Source organism: Kitasatospora sp. NPDC058048 (genome assembly GCF_042885555.1).
Taxonomy (GTDB): domain Bacteria; phylum Actinomycetota; class Actinomycetes; order Streptomycetales; family Streptomycetaceae; genus Kitasatospora; species Kitasatospora lactacystinica.
On record NZ_JBHVRT010000019.1, the window covers coordinates 143,065 to 160,919 of the forward strand.

A 17,855-nucleotide genomic window follows, 5' to 3' on the forward strand; every position below is an offset into this window, starting at 1 on the left:
GGCCGACGGCATCACTCCAAAGGCCGTATCCGCAGGTGCACGGGTCGTCCTGCCGGTGTACGGCGGCCCCCGACGCCCCGCAGGGAGGAACCCCGAGACCCCGTGGGGAGGAACCCCGAGACCCCGCGGGGGCCCACCCCGGGAGCCGCCGGGCTGGAACCGCCGGGCGGACGGGTCTAGGATCGTCCGTCTGCCCCCTCCCGAACCGTGGTACCTGCTGAAGTCCCGCAGGCAGCCGGGGGAGGTGCCGACCGCACGGCAACCGGTCGGCGTGCCCACCGTGAGCTCCTACGATCCGCTGCGCCCGCCACCGGGGCAGCCGGGAAGGTTCGCTGTGCCCGCCACCCCCATCACCGACCCCCTCCAGCGCGAACGCGACCACCTGGCCGCGTCCCGGGCCGCGCTGCGCGCCATGCGCGAGGACGTCGAGTCGCTCGACATCCGCGACGTGACCGGCACCTGGGTCACCGCCCTCGTGCTCCAGAACCAGATCGAGGCCAGGATCGCCGCACTGGCCGACCTCTCGCACACCCCGCTGTTCTTCGGCCGCCTCGACTACCTGCACGCGATCAGCGAGGAACTGAGCGAGGGCAGCGGCGGGGAGAACTTCTACATCGGCCGCCGGCACGTCCACGACGCCGACGGCGACCCGATGGTGATCGACTGGCGCGCGCCGGTCTCCCAGCCGTTCTACCGGGCCAGCCGCACCGCGCCGATGGACGTCGAGCGCCGCCGCCGCTTCGGCTACACCGGCGGCGAGCTCACGGCCTACGAGGACGAGCACCTCAGCGATCCGGCCGAGGACGACACCGCCTCCGCCCTGCTGGCCGCCGAGATCGAGAAGCCCCGCGTCGGCCCGATGCGCGACATCGTCGCCACCATCCAGCCGGAGCAGGACGAGATCGTCCGCTCCGACATCACGGGCACCATCTGCGTCCAGGGGGCGCCCGGCACCGGGAAGACCGCCGTCGGCCTGCACCGCGTCGCCTACCTGCTGTACGCGCACCGCGAGCGTCTCGCCCGTACCGGCACCCTGGTGATCGGGCCGAACAACGCCTTCCTGTCCTACATCGAGCAGGTGCTCCCGGCCCTCGGCGAGCTGGACGTCGCCCAGGCCACCGTGCAGCAGCTGGTCGGGCACGTCGAGGTGAGGGGCGAGGACGACCCGCAAGCGGCCCGGCTGAAGGGCGACGCCCGGATGGCCGAGGTGCTGCGCCGGGCGGTGCGCTCGGGCATCACCCTGCCCACTGAGCCCTGCGTGGTGGTCCGCGGTTCCCGCCGCTGGCGCGTACCGGTGTACGAACTGGCCGAGATCATCGAGGAGTTGAAGGGCCGTGAGGTCCGCTACGGCGCGGCGCGGGACGCCCTGCCGCAGCGCATCGCGCACGCCGTGCTGCTGAAGATGGAGCAGGGCGGCGAGGCCCCGGACGACCGGGTGCAGGACGCGGTGGCCCGCAACAGCGCCGTCAAGGCGGTGGTCAAGGAGTGCTGGCCGGCCGTGGATCCGGCGAAGGTCGTCCTGCGGCTGCTCTCCGAGCCGGAGTTCCTGGCCGCGTGCGCCGAGGGCGTGCTGACGCCGGAGGAGCAGCAGGCGGTGCTCCGGCCCAAGCGCGACCGCTCGGTGCGGACCGCCCGCTGGACGGCGGCCGACGCCGTCCTGGTGGACGAGGCGACCGACCTGGTGCAGCGCACCCCCTCGCTCGGGCACGTGGTGCTGGACGAGGCCCAGGACCTCTCCCCGATGCAGTACCGCGCGGTGGGCCGGCGCTGCACCACCGGCTCGGCGACCGTCCTCGGCGACCTCGCCCAGGGCACCACGCCGTGGGCGACGGCGAGTTGGCCGGAGGCGCTGCACCACCTGGGCAAGCCGGAGGCGCACATCGAGGAGCTGACCAAGGGCTTCCGGGTTCCGGAGGAGGTCATCGCGTACGCCTCCCGGCTGCTCCCGGCGATCGCCCCCGGCCTGGCCCCGGCCTCCTCGGTCCGTGAGGCCCCGGGCTCGCTGACGATCCGCCGGGTCGCCGACGGGGACACCACGGAGGCGGTCCTGGCGGCCTGCCGGGAGGCGCTGGGGCACGAGGGCTCGACCGGCCTGATCGCCGCCGACGCCCGCATCCCGCAGCTCGCCGAGGCGCTGACCGCCGCGGGCCTGCCGCACCTCTCCCCCGGCGCCGAGACCAGCGCGGAGGCCCGGCTCACCCTCGTCCCGGCCTCGCTGGCCAAGGGCCTGGAGTACGACTACGTGGTGCTGGACGAGCCGGCCGCGGTGATCGCCGGGGAGCCGGACGAGCGGACCGGCCTGCGGCGGCTGTACGTGGCGCTGACCCGTGCCGTCTCCGGGCTGACGGTGCTGCACGGCGAGCCGCTGCCGGAGCAGCTGCGGTAGCGCGCGAGAGGGCCGGTCCGCGGACCGGCCCTCTCGCCCGGTGGCCGGCCGCGGCCGGCCACCTCGGGCGCGCGGCACGGGCTCTCAGTGCGGACTCTCGGCGCGGTGCTCGGCACGGGCGCGCGGTACGACGCCCGCCGCGGGCTCTCAGGCGTCGATCAGCGCCCGCCACTCGGCGACCTTGGCCGCGTCCACCGGTGTCCGCCAGCCGTCGACCCGCACCGCGCCGCCGACGTGGAAGGCGTCGAAGCCCTCCGCCCGCAGCTCCTTCAGGTGTTCGGCCCGCAGGCCGCCGCCGATCAGGATCCGCTGCCGGTACCCGGGCTCGCCGGCCCGGGCCAGCTCGGCCGACAGCACCTCGCGCCCGGCGTCCACCCCGGCGGCCGCGCCGGAGGTGAGGAAGGTGTCCAGGCCGGGCAGCCCGCCGACGGCGGCCCGCAGGGCGGCCCGGTCGGCGCTGTGGTCGATGGCCCGGTGGAAGGTCCAGCGGCAGCCGGCGATCGCCCCGGCGACGGCCGTGGTGGCGGCCAGGTCGACGGCGCCGTCGGCGTCGAGGAAGCCGAGGACGAACTCCTCGGCCCCCTCGGCCCGCAGCGCGGCGGCCCGGGCGCACAGCTCGTCCACGTCGCCGGGGGCGAAGCCGTCCCGGATCCGCAGCATGACCCTCAGTGGGATGCCGACGGCGGCCCGGATCCGGCCGAAGTCCTCGACGGACGGGGTGAGCCCGTCGGCGGCCATGTCGGTGACCAGTTCGAGCCGGTCGGCGCCGCCCGACTCGGCGGCCTGGGCGTCCTGGGGCGTCAGCGCGATGACTTCGAAAATTGGTCTAGACATATTCGACAGCCTGCCACATCCGTCCGCCCCCGGAAACTCCGAGGAGGCCGTTCCGGTCACCCGGCGACGGCCTCCCCGCTCCTCCCGGTCAGGCCGGCCCCCGGACCGCCCCGACCGCCTCCCGCCGCCCGAACCGGTGCACCGCCACCGCCACCAGCAGCAGCACGGCCACCGTCGGCGCCACCAGCGGCAGCAGGTGCGAGACCCCGCCGGACTCGCGCCAGATGTTGAACAGGCAGCCGGGGCCGGTCAGCACCAGCACCGCCGCCCCCACCGCCGCCGGCGCCATCCGCCCGCGCAGCCCGGCGAGGGTCAGCAGCAGCGGCACGATCAGCATCACCACGACCCACTCCCGGTCCAGCGGGAAGTTGGTGTCGTCCCAGCTCTGGGCCGTCTCCAGCAGTGCGCCCACCGCCACCGAGGCCAGCACCAGGCCGCCCGTGCGCCAGGTCGGCCGGGGCAGCAGGTCGGTCGGCGCCGCGACCAGCAGCAGCGCGGCCGCGACGAACGGCAGCGTGGCCATCCCGATGTAGCCGCTCCACCACAGGCTGAAGTAGGGGGACACCGCGGCGTCCGCCAGGTCGTTCCACACGGCACCCACCAGCTCGTACAGCGCCGACGCGCCCAGGATCAGCGCGCTGCCCCGCACCGCCGCCCACCGTCCCAGGAGGGCCGCCACCACCAGCAGCGCGGCGGCCACCGGCGGGCAGAACATCGCGAACCGGGTCCCGAACGAGTCGTCCCAGGAGAACCGGGTGGCGACCCGGTCCGCCGTGGTCAGCCAGGCCGCCAACGCCGCCCCGGCCACCGCCCCGGCGAGCATCGGCGCGAGCAGCGCCAGCAGCCGCCCGGCCGGCGAGGCCCCGGTCAGTCCGAGCCGCACCCGCAGCCCGTACACCGCCAGGCCGAGGACCTCCCGGGCGACCGCCAGCCGGCCGCCGGCCGCGGTCGTGTCGGCGAACACCTCGGCCAGTTCCTCGCCGCGCTCGCGGCGGTACCGCTCCGGGTAGAGCTGGAGCGCGGCCCGCAGCACCGCCGAGGGCGCCGCGCCGATCGTCGGCGTGCTCATGAGAGGCCTCCCCCCGCCGCGGGCCGCCCCTGCGACCCGGCCTTGCCCGGCAGCATCGACCGGATCCTGCTCAGCCGGCGCTCGGCCTCGGTGGCCACCGCCCGCAGCCGCTCCGCCTCGGCGGCCAGCGCGTCCCGGCCGGCCCCGGTCAGCGCGTAGCTGCGCCGGGCCCGGCCGTCCACCACCTCCTCGGCGGCGACCTCGATCAGGCCCTGGCCCAGCAGCCGGTCGAGCGCCCCGTAGAGCGTGCCGGTGCGCATCCTGACCCGGCCGTCGGAGATCGCGGCGATCTCCTGGATGAGCGCGTAGCCGTGCCGCGGGGCGTCGGCCAGCGCGGTGAGCAGCAGCAGCGTGGGCTCCTGCATGGAGCGTTCAGTCATACGACTACATATATCGTCAACCTACCTATAGGTCCAGCGCCCGGCCGGGCCGCCACAATGGTCGCCATGCCGACCACCGAGCACGACCCGTCCGCCGCCGGGCACCGGCCGCCCACTCCCGGGCACCGGCCGCACGGCGAAGACCCGCTCACCGAAGGCCCGCTCACCGAGGGCCTGCTCGCCGCCTGGACCGCCCTGCTGCACCGCTGCGGGGCCGCCGCCGAGCCCGAACCGTACGGCCGGGAGCTGCTGCGCCGCTGGTCGGAGCCGCAGCGCCGCTACCACACCGTCACCCACCTGCACGCCGTGCTGGAACACGTCGACGAGCTGGCCGGGCACGCCGACGACCCGGAGGCCGTCCGGCTCGCGGCCTGGTTCCACGACGCCGTCCACCGCCCCGACCGCACCGAGAACGAGGAGCGCAGCGCCGCCCTGGCCGTCCGCGCGCTGACCGCCGCCGGACTGCCCGCCGAGCGGGTCGCCGAGGTCGAGCGCCTGGTGCTGCTCACCGTCGGCCACAACCCGGCGCCCGGCGACCGCAACGGCGAGGTGCTCTGCGACGCGGACCTCGCCGTCCTCGGCGGCAGCCCCGAGGCGTACGCGGCGTACGCGGCCGCCGTCCGCGAGGAGTACGGCTTCGTCCCCGCGCCGGACTTCTCGGCTGGCCGGGCCGCCGTCCTGCGTCACCTGCTCGCCCTGCCCGCGCTCTACCGCACTCCCGCCGCCCGCGAGCGCTTCACGGCCGCAGCGCGGACCAACCTGACGGCCGAACTCGGCTCCCTCTGACGGCCGTCAGCCCCGGCGCGCGAGCACCCGGTCCGCGGCGGCCATCCCCGCCATCACGGAGGGGACGCGCCCCAGCACGGCCCACCAGGCGTCCTGGTCGGCCCCCAATAGCTCGACCGCGGCCCACCACAGCCCGAGCCCGCAGCACCCGCCCGCCGCACCCCACACCCAGCGCTTCATACCGCCACGGTACGCACGGGTCTACGCGAGCTTCCCCACGGGTGCCACCACCGCGCCCTGCTTGCCGCACACCCAGTGCGGGTCCGGCCCCAGCTCGGGCTCCACGCCCAGGGCGTGCGGGTCCCCGTCGGCCGCGCAGTCGGCGCACAGCGGCCAGCGCCCGTACGCCTCCAGCAGCGCGTCCTGGACGTCCTGGGCGACCAGCCCGAGCACGTACTCGGTGCCGTCCGGCCACTGCTCCAGCCACCAGCGGCGGTGCGTCACGGCCTGCTCCACCAGCGAGACGACGGCGGCGTCCGCCACGTCCCGCGCGGTGAGGTCGGCCAGGATCAGTGCCCGCGCGTTGTGCAGGGCGGTCTCGATGTCGTCAGCAGCCATCCGTCCATTCTCCGTCGACACGTCCGGAACGCCGAAACGCCCGGAGCGCCCGGAGCGCCCGGAGCGCCGACACGTCCGAACGCCGAAACGCCGTGTGGGCGGCCCCCCGAAGGGAACCGCCCACACGGACGAGGTCCAACCAATCCGATCGAAAGCGATCAGGATCAGAAGTCCATGTCACCGCCCGGCATGCCGCCGCCGGCGGCCGCGGCGGCCTTCTCCGGCTTGTCGGCGATGACGGCCTCGGTGGTGAGGAACAGCGCCGCGATGGAGGCGGCGTTCTGCAGCGCGGAGCGGGTGACCTTGGCCGGGTCGATGATGCCCTCGGCGATCAGGTCGACGTAGGTGTTGGTGGCCGCGTTCAGGCCGTGACCGGCGGGGAGGTTGCGCACCTTCTCCACCACGACGCCACCCTCCAGGCCGGCGTTGGTCGCGATCTGCTTGATCGGGGCCTCCAGCGCGACCTTGACGATGTTGGCACCGGTGGCCTCGTCGCCGTCCAGCTCCAGCTTGTCGAAGGCGACACCGGCCTGCAGCAGAGCGACGCCACCACCGGCGACGATGCCCTCCTCGACGGCGGCCTTGGCGTTGCGGACGGCGTCCTCGATGCGGTGCTTGCGCTCCTTGAGCTCCACCTCGGTGGCCGCGCCGGCCTTGATGACGGCCACGCCGCCGGCCAGCTTGGCGAGGCGCTCCTGGAGCTTCTCGCGGTCGTAGTCCGAGTCGCTGTTCTCGATCTCGGCACGGATCTGGTTGACGCGGCCCGCGACCTGCTCGCTGTCGCCGCCACCGTCGACGATGGTGGTCTCGTCCTTGGTGATGACCACCTTGCGGGCGGTGCCCAGCAGGTCGATGCCGGCGTTCTCCAGCTTGAGGCCGACCTCCTCGGAGATGACGGTGCCACCGGTGAGGATGGCGATGTCGCCGAGCATGGCCTTGCGGCGGTCACCGAAGCCCGGGGCCTTGACGGCGACGGACTTGAAGGTGCCACGGATCTTGTTCACGACCAGGGTCGACAGGGCCTCGCCCTCGACGTCCTCGGCGATGATGACCAGCGGCTTGCCGCTCTGCATGACCTTCTCCAGCAGCGGGAGCAGGTCCTTGACCGAGCCGATCTTGGAGTTGGCGATGAGGATGTACGGGTCCTCGAACGTCGCCTCCATGCGCTCCAGGTCGGTGGCGAAGTAGGCGGAGATGTAGCCCTTGTCGAAGCGCATGCCCTCGGTGAGCTCGAGCTCCAGACCGAAGGTGTTGCTCTCCTCGACGGTGATGACGCCTTCCTTGCCGACCTTGTCCATGGCCTCGGCGATGAGCTCGCCGATCTGGGTGTCGGCGGCCGAGATGGAGGCGGTGGAGGCGATCTGCTCCTTGGTCTCCACGTCCTTGGCCTGGGCCAGCAGCTGGTCCGAGACGGCGGCGACGGCCTTCTCGATGCCGCGCTTCAGGGCCATCGGGTTGGCGCCGGCGGCGACGTTGCGCAGACCCTCGCGAACCAGGGCCTGGGCGAGCACGGTGGCGGTGGTGGTGCCGTCACCCGCGACGTCGTCCGTCTTCTTGGCGACCTCCTTGACGAGCTCCGCACCGATCTTCTCGTACGGGTCCTCGAGCTCGATCTCCTTGGCGATGGAGACACCGTCGTTGGTGATCGTGGGGGCGCCCCACTTCTTCTCCAGCACGACGTTGCGGCCCTTGGGGCCGAGCGTGACCTTCACCGCGTCGGCGAGCTGGTTCATGCCACGCTCAAGGCCGCGGCGAGCTTCCTCATCAAAGGCGATGATCTTGGCCATCAGAAGTGGTCCTCCGGGACACGGTCGACTGCTCGGACCAAGGGGTGCCCGCGACGGACGGCCCTGGTGCGCGGAGGTCCATTCCCTCCGCTCCCGGGGGCCTCACCGACCCGGTCCGCTGTCACTCTCACACTGTGAGTGCTAACGCCAATGATTAGCACTCCGGGTGGGCGAGTGCAAGCCCAATCGACAATCCGCGAGCCGCCGCCGGGGCCGCCCGGGAACGCCGACGGGCCCGTGCGACACGAGTCGCACGGGCCCGTCGAGAAGCGAGAGGTCACCAGCCGCAGGGCCGCGCCGAGCTCCTGGGGTCGGAAGGGGTCAGACCGCGGCGCGGACCATGTCCGCCTGCGGGCCCTTCTGTCCCTGAGAGATCTCGAACTCGACCCGCTGGCCCTCCTCGAGGGTGCGGTAGCCGTCCATCTGGATCGCGCTGTAGTGGACGAAGACGTCCGCACCACCGTCGACCGCGATGAAGCCGTAGCCCTTCTCCGCGTTGAACCACTTGACGGTGCCCTGAGCCATTCCGAACTCCCCTAGTGCTGTGCTGGCCCTTCACGCGCCCGCAGGTCGCGGGCCCGGGTTGGTTGAAGGCCGGCCCGGGGAACCCCCCCTGGGCGCAGCCGTGCACGCCGCAACCCTCCGTGCAGGACGCCAGGCGGCTTCCGGCGAGCGGGTGATTGCGTCGACCGCCGCTGAATGTATCCGGATCGACGCCCTCTGCAACAGGGCCAGCCACCGGTAATTCCGCCTCGATGTCAAGGGACAGGACGGGCCGAATCGGAATAATCTCGGCATTTCACGCCGGACATAGCGGACGAATTACTCAAATGTCCGCGGGAATTCTGACATCCGCCTGACATGTTTCACGGGCCGGTCCCGCCGGCCGGACGCCCCCGGGCCGAGCACTGCGGGGGCCGAAAGGGAAACCCTGTTCCCAACCGAGCCACACTCTACTCCGACTCGACCGGGAAATATTCCGGCCGGAATGCCAGCGGTCGCCCGCGCATACGGGAAACGGAATTCCGTACGCGCGGGCGACCGCGGGTTGGTCGCGAAGGTTCAGCAGCCGCCGGCCACCGCCGGGATGATCGAGATGCCGGCGCCGTCCTTGATCTCCGTCGCCAGGCCCTCGGCGAAACGCACGTCGTCGTCGTTCACGTAGACGTTCACGAAGCGGCGCAGCTTGCCGGTGTCGTCCAGGATGCGGGCCGAGATGCCCGGGTGGTTCTTCTCCAGGTCGGCGACGACCTCGGCCAGGGTGACCCCCTCGGCGGTCACCACGGCGGCACCGTCGGTGTAGGTGCGGAGGATGGTGGGAATGCGGACGTTGGCGCTCATGACTCTCCTAGCGGGGGCGGGGCCGATCGAGTGATTCAGGCGGACGCGAGGCCGGCGGCGCGGAACGAGTCCAGCGTCGGGCGGATGACGGCGGTCATCCCGGAGTCGGAGACGGCGTCCAGGGTCTTCAGGCCGTCGCCGGTGTTGATCGCGACGGTCTCCTTGGCCGGATCCAGCTGCCCGGTCTCGACCAGCTTCTTCAGCACGCCGACGGTCACCCCGCCCGCGGTCTCGGCGAAGATGCCCTCGGTCCGTGCCAGCAGCCGGATCGCCGCCACGACCTCGGCGTCCGTGACGTCCTCCACCGCGCCACCGGTGCGGCGGGCGATGTCCAGCACGTACGGGCCGTCGGCCGGGTTGCCGATCGCCAGCGACTTGGCGATGGTGTCCGGCTTGACCGGCTTGATCACGTCCCGGCCGGCCTTGAACGCGGCCGACACCGGCGAGCAGCCCTCGGCCTGGGCGCCGAAGATCCGGTACGGCCGGTCCTCGACCAGGCCGAGCCTGATCAGCTCCTGGAGGCCCTTGTCGATCTTCGTCAGCTGCGAGCCCGAGGCGATCGGGATCACGATCTGCTCCGGCAGCCGCCAGCCGAGCTGCTCGCAGATCTCGTACGCCAGCGTCTTGGAACCCTCGCCGTAGTACGGCCGCAGGTTCACGTTGACGAAGCCCCAGCCCTCGCCGGCCGAATCGCCGATCAGCTCCGAGCAGAAGCGGTTCACGTCGTCGTAGTTGCCCTCGATGCCGACCAGCTCGCCGCCGTACACCCCGGCCATGACGACCTTGCCCTGCTCCAGGTCGTGCGGGATGAACACGCAGGACCGGAACCCGGCCCGGGCCGCCGCCGCCCCCACCGCGCCGGCCAGGTTGCCGGTGGAGGAGCAGGACAGCGTGGTGTACCCGAACGCCCGGGCCGCCTCGATCGCGCAGGCGACCACCCGGTCCTTGAACGAGTGCGTCGGGTTCCCGGAGTCGTCCTTGACGTGCAGCTGGGCGGTGAAACCGAGCTCCCGGCCCAGGTTGTCCGCCTTCACCAGCGGGGTCCACCCCGGGTTCAGATTGGGCTTCGACGCCACGTCGGCCGGAACCGGCAGCAGCGGCGCGTACCGCCAGATGGACGCCGGACCGGCCTCGATCCGCTTGCGCAGCTCCTCGGCGCCCTCGCTGCCGAACTCGTAGGCGATCTCCAGCGGGCCGAAGCACTCCAGGCAGGCGAAGCTGGGGCCGAGCGGGAAGCGGGTGCCGCACTCGCGACAGGACAGCGCGGCGGCGGGGCCGAGGTCGACGGGTGGGGGTCCCCCCGGCCGAAGGCTGGGGGAGGGTGCGGCGGTGTCGATAGCCATGATGGCGAGGCCTCTCTCCTCATCTTCCCCGTGGCACGGTCGCGCCACAGGCCGGAATTGGCACCTGTCCCGCCGGGGCCTGTCGACAGACAGCCGCGCGGGAAGGTTGCCGGGACGTCAACGGGCCGTTCCCTCAGTCCCTCTGGATGAGCTTGTGAAATTGTGGTGGTGCTCAACGGCGACCCCGGCGTGCAAAGGTCCGACCGCTGTACGAAGACTGTATCCGAAGGCGTCAATCCTGAACGGGTGCGTCCGCCACGCGAGATGACCCGTCCCACCGACCCCGCCGAGGAGACCTCCGTGCCCGCCGAACCGATTCCCGAGCTCCTCCCGCAGGCGGCGTCCTGGCTGCGCCGCCGCTCCTGGAGCGCGGCCGACCGGCCGGTCCGCACCCTCCTCGCCGCCAAGGAACGCACCGGCCGCACCGTCAGCGTGGTCCTCCCCGCCCTGGACGAGGAGGCCACCGTCGGCGACATCGTCCGCACCATCCGCCGCGAGCTGATGGAACGCCTCCCGCTCGTCGACGAACTCGTCGTCGTCGACTCGGGCTCCACCGACGCCACCGCCGCCGTCGCCGCCGAGGCCGGCGCCCGGGTCGAGCACCGCGACGCCGTCCTGCCCCGGCTGCCCGCCGTCCCCGGCAAGGGCGAGGTGCTCTGGCGCTCGCTGCTGGTCACCCGCGGCGACATCGTCTGCTTCGTCGACGCCGACCTGCGCGAATTCGACCCGGCCCTCGTCTCCGGCATCCTCGGCCCGCTGCTGACCGACGAGTCCATCCAGCTGGTCAAGGCCATGTACGACCGCCCGCTGGAATCCGAGGGCGCCGTCCTGCCCGCCGGCGGCGGCCGGGTCACCGAACTCGTCGCCCGGCCCCTGCTCAACCTCCACTGGCCGGAACTCGCCGGTTTCGTCCAGCCCCTCGGCGGCGAGTACGCGGCCCGCCGATCACTGCTCGAACGGCTGCCCTTCCCCACCGGCTACGGCGTCGAACTCGGCCTGCTGGTCGACGCCCTGGAACTGGCCGGCCTGGACGCCCTGGCCCAGGTGGACGTCGGCGTCCGGCACCACCGCCACCAGGACGGCCAGGCCCTCGGCCGGATGGCCGCCACCATCTACCGGACCGCCCTGGAACGCCTCGACCGCACCCATCGCCTCAAGGCCTCCGCCGACCTCGTCCATCCCCAGCTCACCCAGTTCACCCGCGACCCGGAAACCCGCGCCTTCACCGCCCACACCCACCCGGTGACCGCCCTGGAACGCCCCCCGATGCACACCGTCCCCGAATACGCGACCCGTCATTGAGGGGTTTGCCGCCCCGAACCCCCGGCAACATCCCAACCATGGGCGATCTCACGACCAACCGTTCGAGCGCGACCGGCACCGCCCCCGTCCTGGTTGCCTCCAACCGGGGACCGGTGTCCTTCAGCACCGCCGACGACGGCACGCTGACCCTGCGCCGCGGCGGCGGCGGACTGGTCTCCGGCCTCTCCGCCATCGCGGACCCGAACGCCGTCTGGGTCTGCGCCGCCCTCAACGACGCCGACCGCAGAGCCGCCGCCGAGGCGCCGCGGGGCCGCCTCGACCTGGCCGGCCACGAGGTCGGCGGCCAGGCCGTACGGATGCTGGACATCGACCCGCAGACCTTCGCCCGCGCCTACAACGGCGTCGCCAACTCCACGCTGTGGTTCGTCCACCACCTGCTCTACGCGACCCCCACGGCACCCGCCTTCGACGCCGGCTTCCGCACCGAGTGGGCCGCCTACCGGGCGTACAACGAGGCCTTCGCCGAGGCCCTGGCCGCCGAGGCCGCCCCGAACGCCGCGGTCCTCGTCCAGGACTACCACCTCTCCCTGGTCCCGGCCCTGCTCCGGGCGGCCCGCCCCGACCTGCGGATCGGCCACTTCTCGCACACCCCCTGGGCCCCGCCCGAGTACTACCGGATGCTGCCCGACGACGTCGCCCGGGCCGTCCTCACCGGCATCCTGGGCGCCGACCGGGCCGGCTTCCTGACCGAACGCTGGGCCCGCGCCTTCGCCGCCTGCTGCGAGGACCTCCTGGACGCGACCGTCGACCACGACGCGCTCACCGTCACCCTCGACGGCCGCACCACGGGCCTCGGCGTCCACGCCCTCGGCGCCGACGCCGACTTCCTGCGCGAACGCGCCCACCGCCCCGACGTCGACGAACGCCTCGCCGCCCTCCGCCGGACCGTCGGCGACCGCCGCACCGTCGTCCGGGTCGACCGCACCGAGCTGAGCAAGAACATCGTCCGCGGCCTCCAGGCCTACCGGCACCTGCTCCGCACCCGCCCCGAGTGGCACGACCGGGTGGTGCACATCGCCTTCGCCTACCCGTCCCGCACCGACCTGGCCGAGTACCGCGATTACACGGCCACCGTCCAGCGCCTCGCCGACGAGATCAACACCGAATTCGCCACCCCCGCCTGGCAGCCGCTGCTCCTCCACGTCGACGACGACTTCCCGCGCTCGCTCGCCGCCTACCGCCTGGCCGACGTCGCCCTGGTCAACCCCATCCGCGACGGCATGAACCTGGTCGCCAAGGAGGTCCCGGTGGTCTCCGACAACGGCTGCGCCCTCGTCCTCTCCCGCGAGGCCGGAGCCCACGCCGAACTCAAGGACGACGCCCTCACCATCAACCCCTACGACGTCATCGCCACCGCCGACGCCCTCCACGCCGCTCTCACCATGGACCCGAAGGAGCGCGCCGACCGCACCGGGCGCCTGGCCGCGGCGGCCACCGCGCTCCCCCCGCAGCAGTGGTTCCTGGACCAGCTCAACGCCCTGTGAGCGCCTCCCCGAGAGCCCCCAGCAGCTCCACCACCCCCTCCGGCCCGGCGACCACCAGATCCGCCCGGTCGGCCAGCTCCCGCACCGGCTCGTCCCCCACCGCACCGGCGCACACCAGCACCCCGGCCAGGCCCTCGCCCCGCAGCTTCTCCACCGCGGCGAAGGCCGCCACGTCCCCCAGGTCGTCCCCCGCGTAGAGCACCGCACGGGCCCCCCGCTCCCGCAGGAACCCGGTCAGCGCCGCCCCCTTGTCCACCCCCGGCGGCCGCAGCTCCAGCACCAGCCGCCCGGGCTCCACCACCAGCCCGTGCTCGGCCGCCAGGTCCCCCACCGGCGCCCGCAGCAGCCGCAGCGCCTCCTCCGGCGCCGCCGTCCGCCGGGTGTGCACGGCCACCGACCGCCCCTTGTCCTCCACCCACGTCCCCTCGGGCGCCCCGACCCGCTCCAGCACCCCCGGCAGCACGTCCCGCACCCGCGCCACCCCCGGATGCGCCTCCGGCGCCGAGAGCTTCCCGTCCTCCCACCGCTCGGCCCCGTAGTGCCCCAGCACCACCACCCCCGGCAGCCCCGCGAACCCCCCGTACTCCACCGCCACCGCGGCCGGCCGGCCCGTCACCACCACCACGGCCCCCACCACCGAGCCCAAGCGCCGCAGCGCCCCCACCACCCCGGGGTGCGCCCGCGCCCGCCCCGGATCCGCCACGATCGGCGCCAGGGTGCCGTCGAAGTCCAACCCGATCACGGCGTCCCCGGGCGCCGCCAGGACGGCCCGCAGCCCGTCCCGCCCAGCCTCGGTCCCCGGCACGAACATCTCTTCAAAGCCCATACCGAAGCCCCTACCCCGGACCGCCGCCTCCGCACCCACCCGCGCGGCGCCCGCTACTTTCCCCAGCACCCAGCCGCCCTCCCGGGAGCCGCCCCGTCACCGGGCCCCCCGCCGGGCCTCCCGGACCCGCCGCAACCGGTTCACCAGCACCGGCGCGTGCGCCAACGCCGCCTCCCGGTCCAGCAGGGCGTTCAGCACCTGGTAGTACCGCGTCGAGGAGAGCCCCAGCTCCTCCCGGATCGCCCGCTCCTTGGCCCCCGCCGTACGCCACTGCCGCCCTTCCAGCGCCAGCACCGCCCGCTCCCGCTCACTCAGCCCGCCCGGTTCGCCCACCGGAACCACCTCCGTCCACCGCTACGGAGTGTCATTCTCGCGCGCAACCCCGACACACCCTGCTCGCCCCACCGCTCCCCGCGCCCGGCTAGCGTCACCCCCATGACCACGCCCAGCTTCGCCCTGCACGTTCCCGCCGCCGACCTCGACCCCGACCCGCTGGACCCGTCCCAGGTCGTCTCCGGTTCCCCCGAGGTCACCGGCAAGGTGCTGTCCGAGTCCGCCGACGGCCGCCACCTGCGCGGTCTCTGGCAGATCACCCCCGGTGTGGTCACCGACGTGGAGGCGGACGAGATGTTCGTGGTGCTCAGCGGCCGGGCCACCATCGAGATCGAGGACGGCCCGACCTTGGAGGTCGGCCCCGGCGACTGCGCGGTCCTGCGCGAGGGCGACCGCACCACCTGGACGGTCCACGAGACCCTCCGCAAGGCCTACGCCATCACGCTTCCCTGAACCGGCGCCCCCACCGGGGCCGGGGCGGATCCCCACGCCCGGCCCCGGCCCCCGGTCCTACTTGCGGACCTTGGCCGCCTCCTTCACCGCCGCGTCCTGCAGTCCCCCGAGCACCTGCTTGGGATCCCCGGTGACGGCCTGCCCGATCCCCGCCTTGATCCCGTTGCTGACCTCGCCCCAGGCCGGGTCGCCGAACGGGTAGAAGCTCGCGTTGGTCAGCCCGACCGCGAACTGCTTGAGGTCCTCGTGCTTGGGGTCCGACGACATCTGGGCGAAGGCGTCCTGGGTGACCGGCAGGAGGTTGTACTGCTCGTCGAACTTCAGCTGGTTGTCCTTGCCGTAGACGAAGGACAGGAACCTCTTGATCTCGTTCTTGTGCCCGTTCGCCTTGAACGCCATCATCCAGTCGGCGACCCCGAGGCTCCCGGTCCGCCCGATGCCGTCCTTCTTGGGGATCGGCGCCGTCCCGAAGTCGATCTTCCCGGCGGTCGCCATCCGCAGCAGCGTCGGGTGCCCGTTCAGCATCGCGACCTTCCCGGCGGCGAAGTCCTGGAACACCGGGGTGCGGTTCATCCTGCCCGGGTCCGGGTAGGTCAGCCCGGTGCTCACCAGGTTGCTCTTCAGCCAGCCGAAGGTCGCCTGGTTCTGGGCGCTGTCGATGGTGTAGTTGCCGACGTCGTCGGAGATGCTGCCACCGCCGCTCAGCGTCCACAGCATCGATTCGGCCGGCGCCTCCTCCGGCCCCAGCGGCAGCCCGTACGGGGTCACCCCCGGCACCTTGGCCTTGATCTTCTCCGCGTCCTGCCGCAGTTCGTTCCAGGTGGCGGGCGGCTGGGTGATCCCGGCCTGCCGGAACATCGCCTTGTTGTAGAAGAGCACCCGCGACGAGGAGACGAACGGGATCCCGTACTGCGTCCCGAGCACCTGCCCGGCGTGGGCGAAGGTGTCCAGGAACCTGGCCTGGGTGTCCACCGAGAGCACGTCGGAGGCCGGGTAGAGCCGGTCCGCCGCGACCTGGTCCGCGAAGCCGCCGGTCTGGAGCAGGTCCGGCGACTTGCCGGCCGCGATCATGTCCTCGACCTTCTTGCCAATCTCGGTCCAGCTGTCCACCTCGACGCTGACCTTGATCCCGGGGTTCGCGGCCTCGAAGTCCCTGGCGACGGTGTCCCAGTAGTGCTGGGAGCTCGTCTCGGGGCTCTCCCCGTAGTCGGCGGCGACCAGCCTGAGGGTGACCGGTCCGTCGTCCTGCCCGCCGCAGGCACTGACCGCGGTGAGGGCCAGTGCCCCGGCCAGCGCACCGCCGAGCACACGGGTGGGAACGTGGGCGCGCCTGTTCAACGCGGGTACCGCCTTCGGGGGGGATGAACGTGGATGTACGTCGACCGGATCGGGGGAAATCCGGCGGGGGGAGGCGCAACACTGCCAAACCCGCCGACCACCGGTCCACACCACCGGCCGAGGCCGCCCCGGTAGTTATCGAAGTGCGCGGAGTCATTGCACAATGCGCAACAAAACCCCCGCCCCCACCCCGCACATCCCGTTCGGCACCCGGCCCCGCCCCCGGGCGCAAAGCCCCGCACACCCCCGCAGCTGCGACAAAGCTCACCCAGTATGGACCAGACCAATCCGACAACTGGACTAGACCTCTTCTACCCGCCCAAGGGAAACTGTCCTCCGTGAAGCACGTCATCGCACTCGATGTAGGCGGCACCGGCATGAAAGCCGCGCTGCTCGCCCAGGACGGCTCCGTGCTGTTCGAAGCACGCCGACCGACCGGGCGGGAGCACGGCACGGACGCCGTCGTCGCCGCCATCCTCGACTTCGCCGCCGACCTGGCGGACGAGGGCCGCAGCCGCTTCGGCGTCGCCCCGCTCGCGGCCGGCGTCGCCGTCCCGGGCACGATCGACGAGAAGAACGGCATCGCGGTCTTCTCCGCCAACCTCGGCTGGCGCGACCTCCCGCTGCGCAAGCTCCTCGGCGAGCGCCTGGCCGGACCGGACGGCGGCCCGATGCCGGTGGCCCTCGGCCACGACGTGCGCTCCGGCGGCCTGGCCGAGGGCCGGCTCGGAGCCGGCCGCGGCGTCGACCGCTTCCTGTTCATCGCCCTCGGCACCGGCATCGCCGGCGCGATCGGCATCGGCGACCGGATCGAGGCGGGCGCGCACGGCTACGGCGGCGAGATCGGCCACGTCGTGGTCCGCCCGGGCGGACCGCCGTGCGGCTGCGGCGCCCGCGGCTGCCTGGAGACACTGGCCTCCGCCTCCGCCGTCTCCCGCGCCTGGGCCGAGGCCAGTGGCGACCCCGACGCCGACGCGGCATCCTGCGCCGCCGCGGTGGACGCCGGGGACGACCGCGCCCTCGCGGTCTGGCAGCAGGCCGTCGACGCCCTCGCGGACGGCATCGTGCTGGCCCAGAGCCTGCTCGACCCGTCCACGGTGATCGTCGGCGGCGGGCTGGCCGAGGCCGGCGACACGCTCTTCACTCCGCTGCGCGCGGCCGTCACCGAGCGACTGACCTTCCAGATGCCCCCGAAGGTCGTACCCGCCATGCTCAAAGACACCGCCGCGTCCCTGGGCGCGGGCCTGCTCGCCTGGGATCTGCTCACCATGGAGGTGACCGCGTGACCACCGCGGACCGTGACCGTACTGCCCTGGCCGGCGCCCGCCTGGTCCTGCCCGGCGGCGTCGTCGAGGGCGACCGCCTCGCCGTCGAGGGCGAGCGCATCGCCGGCCTCGGCGGCGACACCGCGCCCGGCGACCTCGACCTGACCGGGTACACCGTCGTCCCCGGCTTCGTCGACCTGCACGTCCACGGCGGCGGCGGCGCCTCCTACGCCTCCGGCATCGCCGAGGAGGCGCTGCTGGCCGCCCGGACCCACCTGGAACACGGCACCACCACCACGATCGCCTCCACCGTCACCGGCGAGATCGACGAGGTCGCCCGCCAGGCGCA

At 73.1% G+C, this 17,855-nt stretch carries 19 protein-coding genes and 1 riboswitch; of the genes, 7 read left to right on the forward strand and 12 right to left on the reverse strand.

The window, feature by feature from the left end; genetic code table 11:
- The first annotated feature begins 334 nt into the window (after positions 1–334).
- Positions 335–2,386, forward strand: coding sequence for a HelD family protein (locus ACFVVA_RS21465; RefSeq protein ID WP_387691636.1), 2,052 nt, complete (start codon positions 335–337; stop codon positions 2,384–2,386).
- A gap of 147 nt (positions 2,387–2,533) precedes the next feature.
- Here ACFVVA_RS21465 and ACFVVA_RS21470 read toward each other — a convergent pair whose 3' ends face one another.
- From ACFVVA_RS21470 to ACFVVA_RS21480, 3 genes are all read right to left on the reverse strand, one after another.
- Positions 2,534–3,220, reverse strand: a complete 687-nt coding sequence (locus ACFVVA_RS21470) for a copper homeostasis protein CutC (protein ID WP_387691638.1) — start codon at positions 3,218–3,220, stop codon at positions 2,534–2,536.
- 88 nt (positions 3,221–3,308) lie between these two features.
- Positions 3,309–4,289 carry a hypothetical protein gene (locus ACFVVA_RS21475; protein WP_387691639.1) on the reverse strand — a complete coding sequence of 327 codons (981 nt, stop codon included), beginning with the start codon at positions 4,287–4,289 and terminating at the stop codon, positions 3,309–3,311.
- A complete protein-coding gene (locus tag ACFVVA_RS21480) occupies positions 4,286–4,669 on the reverse strand; it encodes a PadR family transcriptional regulator (RefSeq protein ID WP_380349060.1) in 384 nt (127 codons plus the stop codon). Before ACFVVA_RS21480 ends, ACFVVA_RS21475 begins: the two co-directional genes overlap by 4 nt.
- A gap of 66 nt (positions 4,670–4,735) precedes the next feature.
- Here ACFVVA_RS21480 and ACFVVA_RS21485 point away from each other — a divergent pair, with 66 nt between their 5' ends.
- Entirely contained in the window at positions 4,736–5,455 is a 720-nt protein-coding gene (locus ACFVVA_RS21485) for a hypothetical protein (protein WP_387691640.1), read from the forward strand.
- Positions 5,456–5,461: 6 nt separating this feature from the next.
- Here ACFVVA_RS21485 and ACFVVA_RS21490 read toward each other — a convergent pair whose 3' ends face one another.
- From ACFVVA_RS21490 to thrC, 6 genes are all read right to left on the reverse strand, one after another.
- Positions 5,462–5,635 (reverse strand): hypothetical protein, encoded by a 174-nt coding sequence (locus ACFVVA_RS21490; RefSeq protein ID WP_387691642.1) that lies wholly within the window; start codon positions 5,633–5,635, stop codon positions 5,462–5,464.
- 21 nt (positions 5,636–5,656) lie between these two features.
- Positions 5,657–6,013, reverse strand: a complete 357-nt coding sequence (locus ACFVVA_RS21495) for a hypothetical protein (RefSeq protein ID WP_359905840.1) — start codon at positions 6,011–6,013, stop codon at positions 5,657–5,659.
- A gap of 164 nt (positions 6,014–6,177) precedes the next feature.
- The gene (gene groL / locus ACFVVA_RS21500) at positions 6,178–7,800 is read right to left on the reverse strand and encodes a chaperonin GroEL (protein ID WP_359905842.1); all 1,623 of its coding nucleotides are present in this window, start codon (positions 7,798–7,800) and stop codon (positions 6,178–6,180) included.
- A gap of 321 nt (positions 7,801–8,121) precedes the next feature.
- Positions 8,122–8,325 carry a cold-shock protein gene (locus ACFVVA_RS21505; RefSeq protein WP_030289665.1) on the reverse strand — a complete coding sequence of 68 codons (204 nt, stop codon included), beginning with the start codon at positions 8,323–8,325 and terminating at the stop codon, positions 8,122–8,124.
- Between the two features lie 537 nt (positions 8,326–8,862).
- Positions 8,863–9,141, reverse strand: coding sequence for a MoaD/ThiS family protein (locus ACFVVA_RS21510; protein WP_387691645.1), 279 nt, complete (start codon positions 9,139–9,141; stop codon positions 8,863–8,865).
- A gap of 35 nt (positions 9,142–9,176) precedes the next feature.
- Positions 9,177–10,484, reverse strand: a complete 1,308-nt coding sequence (thrC, locus tag ACFVVA_RS21515) for a threonine synthase (RefSeq protein ID WP_387691646.1) — start codon at positions 10,482–10,484, stop codon at positions 9,177–9,179.
- 16 nt (positions 10,485–10,500) lie between these two features.
- Positions 10,501–10,637, reverse strand: a riboswitch (SAM riboswitch).
- Between the two features lie 111 nt (positions 10,638–10,748).
- Here thrC and ACFVVA_RS21520 point away from each other — a divergent pair.
- Positions 10,749–11,786, forward strand: a complete 1,038-nt coding sequence (locus ACFVVA_RS21520; protein WP_387691648.1) for a glucosyl-3-phosphoglycerate synthase — start codon at positions 10,749–10,751, stop codon at positions 11,784–11,786.
- 38 nt (positions 11,787–11,824) lie between these two features.
- Positions 11,825–13,291, forward strand: coding sequence for a trehalose-6-phosphate synthase (locus ACFVVA_RS21525; protein ID WP_387691650.1), 1,467 nt, complete (start codon positions 11,825–11,827; stop codon positions 13,289–13,291).
- On the opposite strand, the gene otsB is transcribed toward ACFVVA_RS21525, so the two are convergent.
- Positions 13,278–14,117: a trehalose-phosphatase gene (gene otsB / locus ACFVVA_RS21530; RefSeq protein WP_387691652.1), complete on the reverse strand. Its 840-nt coding sequence runs from the start codon at positions 14,115–14,117 to the stop codon at positions 13,278–13,280. The genes ACFVVA_RS21525 and otsB overlap by 14 nt on opposite strands.
- A gap of 96 nt (positions 14,118–14,213) precedes the next feature.
- Positions 14,214–14,459, reverse strand: a complete 246-nt coding sequence (locus tag ACFVVA_RS21535) for a DUF3263 domain-containing protein (protein WP_387691654.1) — start codon at positions 14,457–14,459, stop codon at positions 14,214–14,216.
- 93 nt (positions 14,460–14,552) lie between these two features.
- Between ACFVVA_RS21535 and ACFVVA_RS21540 the strand changes: the two genes are divergently transcribed.
- Entirely contained in the window at positions 14,553–14,903 is a 351-nt protein-coding gene (locus tag ACFVVA_RS21540) for a cupin domain-containing protein (RefSeq protein ID WP_387691656.1), read from the forward strand.
- Between the two features lie 57 nt (positions 14,904–14,960).
- On the opposite strand, the gene ACFVVA_RS21545 is transcribed toward ACFVVA_RS21540, so the two are convergent.
- Positions 14,961–16,241 carry an extracellular solute-binding protein gene (locus ACFVVA_RS21545; RefSeq protein WP_387691658.1) on the reverse strand — a complete coding sequence of 427 codons (1,281 nt, stop codon included), beginning with the start codon at positions 16,239–16,241 and terminating at the stop codon, positions 14,961–14,963.
- 338 nt (positions 16,242–16,579) lie between these two features.
- On the opposite strand from ACFVVA_RS21545, the gene ACFVVA_RS21550 reads away from it, so the two are divergent.
- Entirely contained in the window at positions 16,580–17,527 is a 948-nt protein-coding gene (locus tag ACFVVA_RS21550; protein ID WP_359905868.1) for an ROK family protein, read from the forward strand.
- A partial coding sequence (locus tag ACFVVA_RS21555) for an amidohydrolase family protein (protein ID WP_387691659.1) occupies positions 17,524–17,855 on the forward strand: 332 nt, incomplete at its 3' end. The genes ACFVVA_RS21550 and ACFVVA_RS21555, both read left to right, overlap by 4 nt.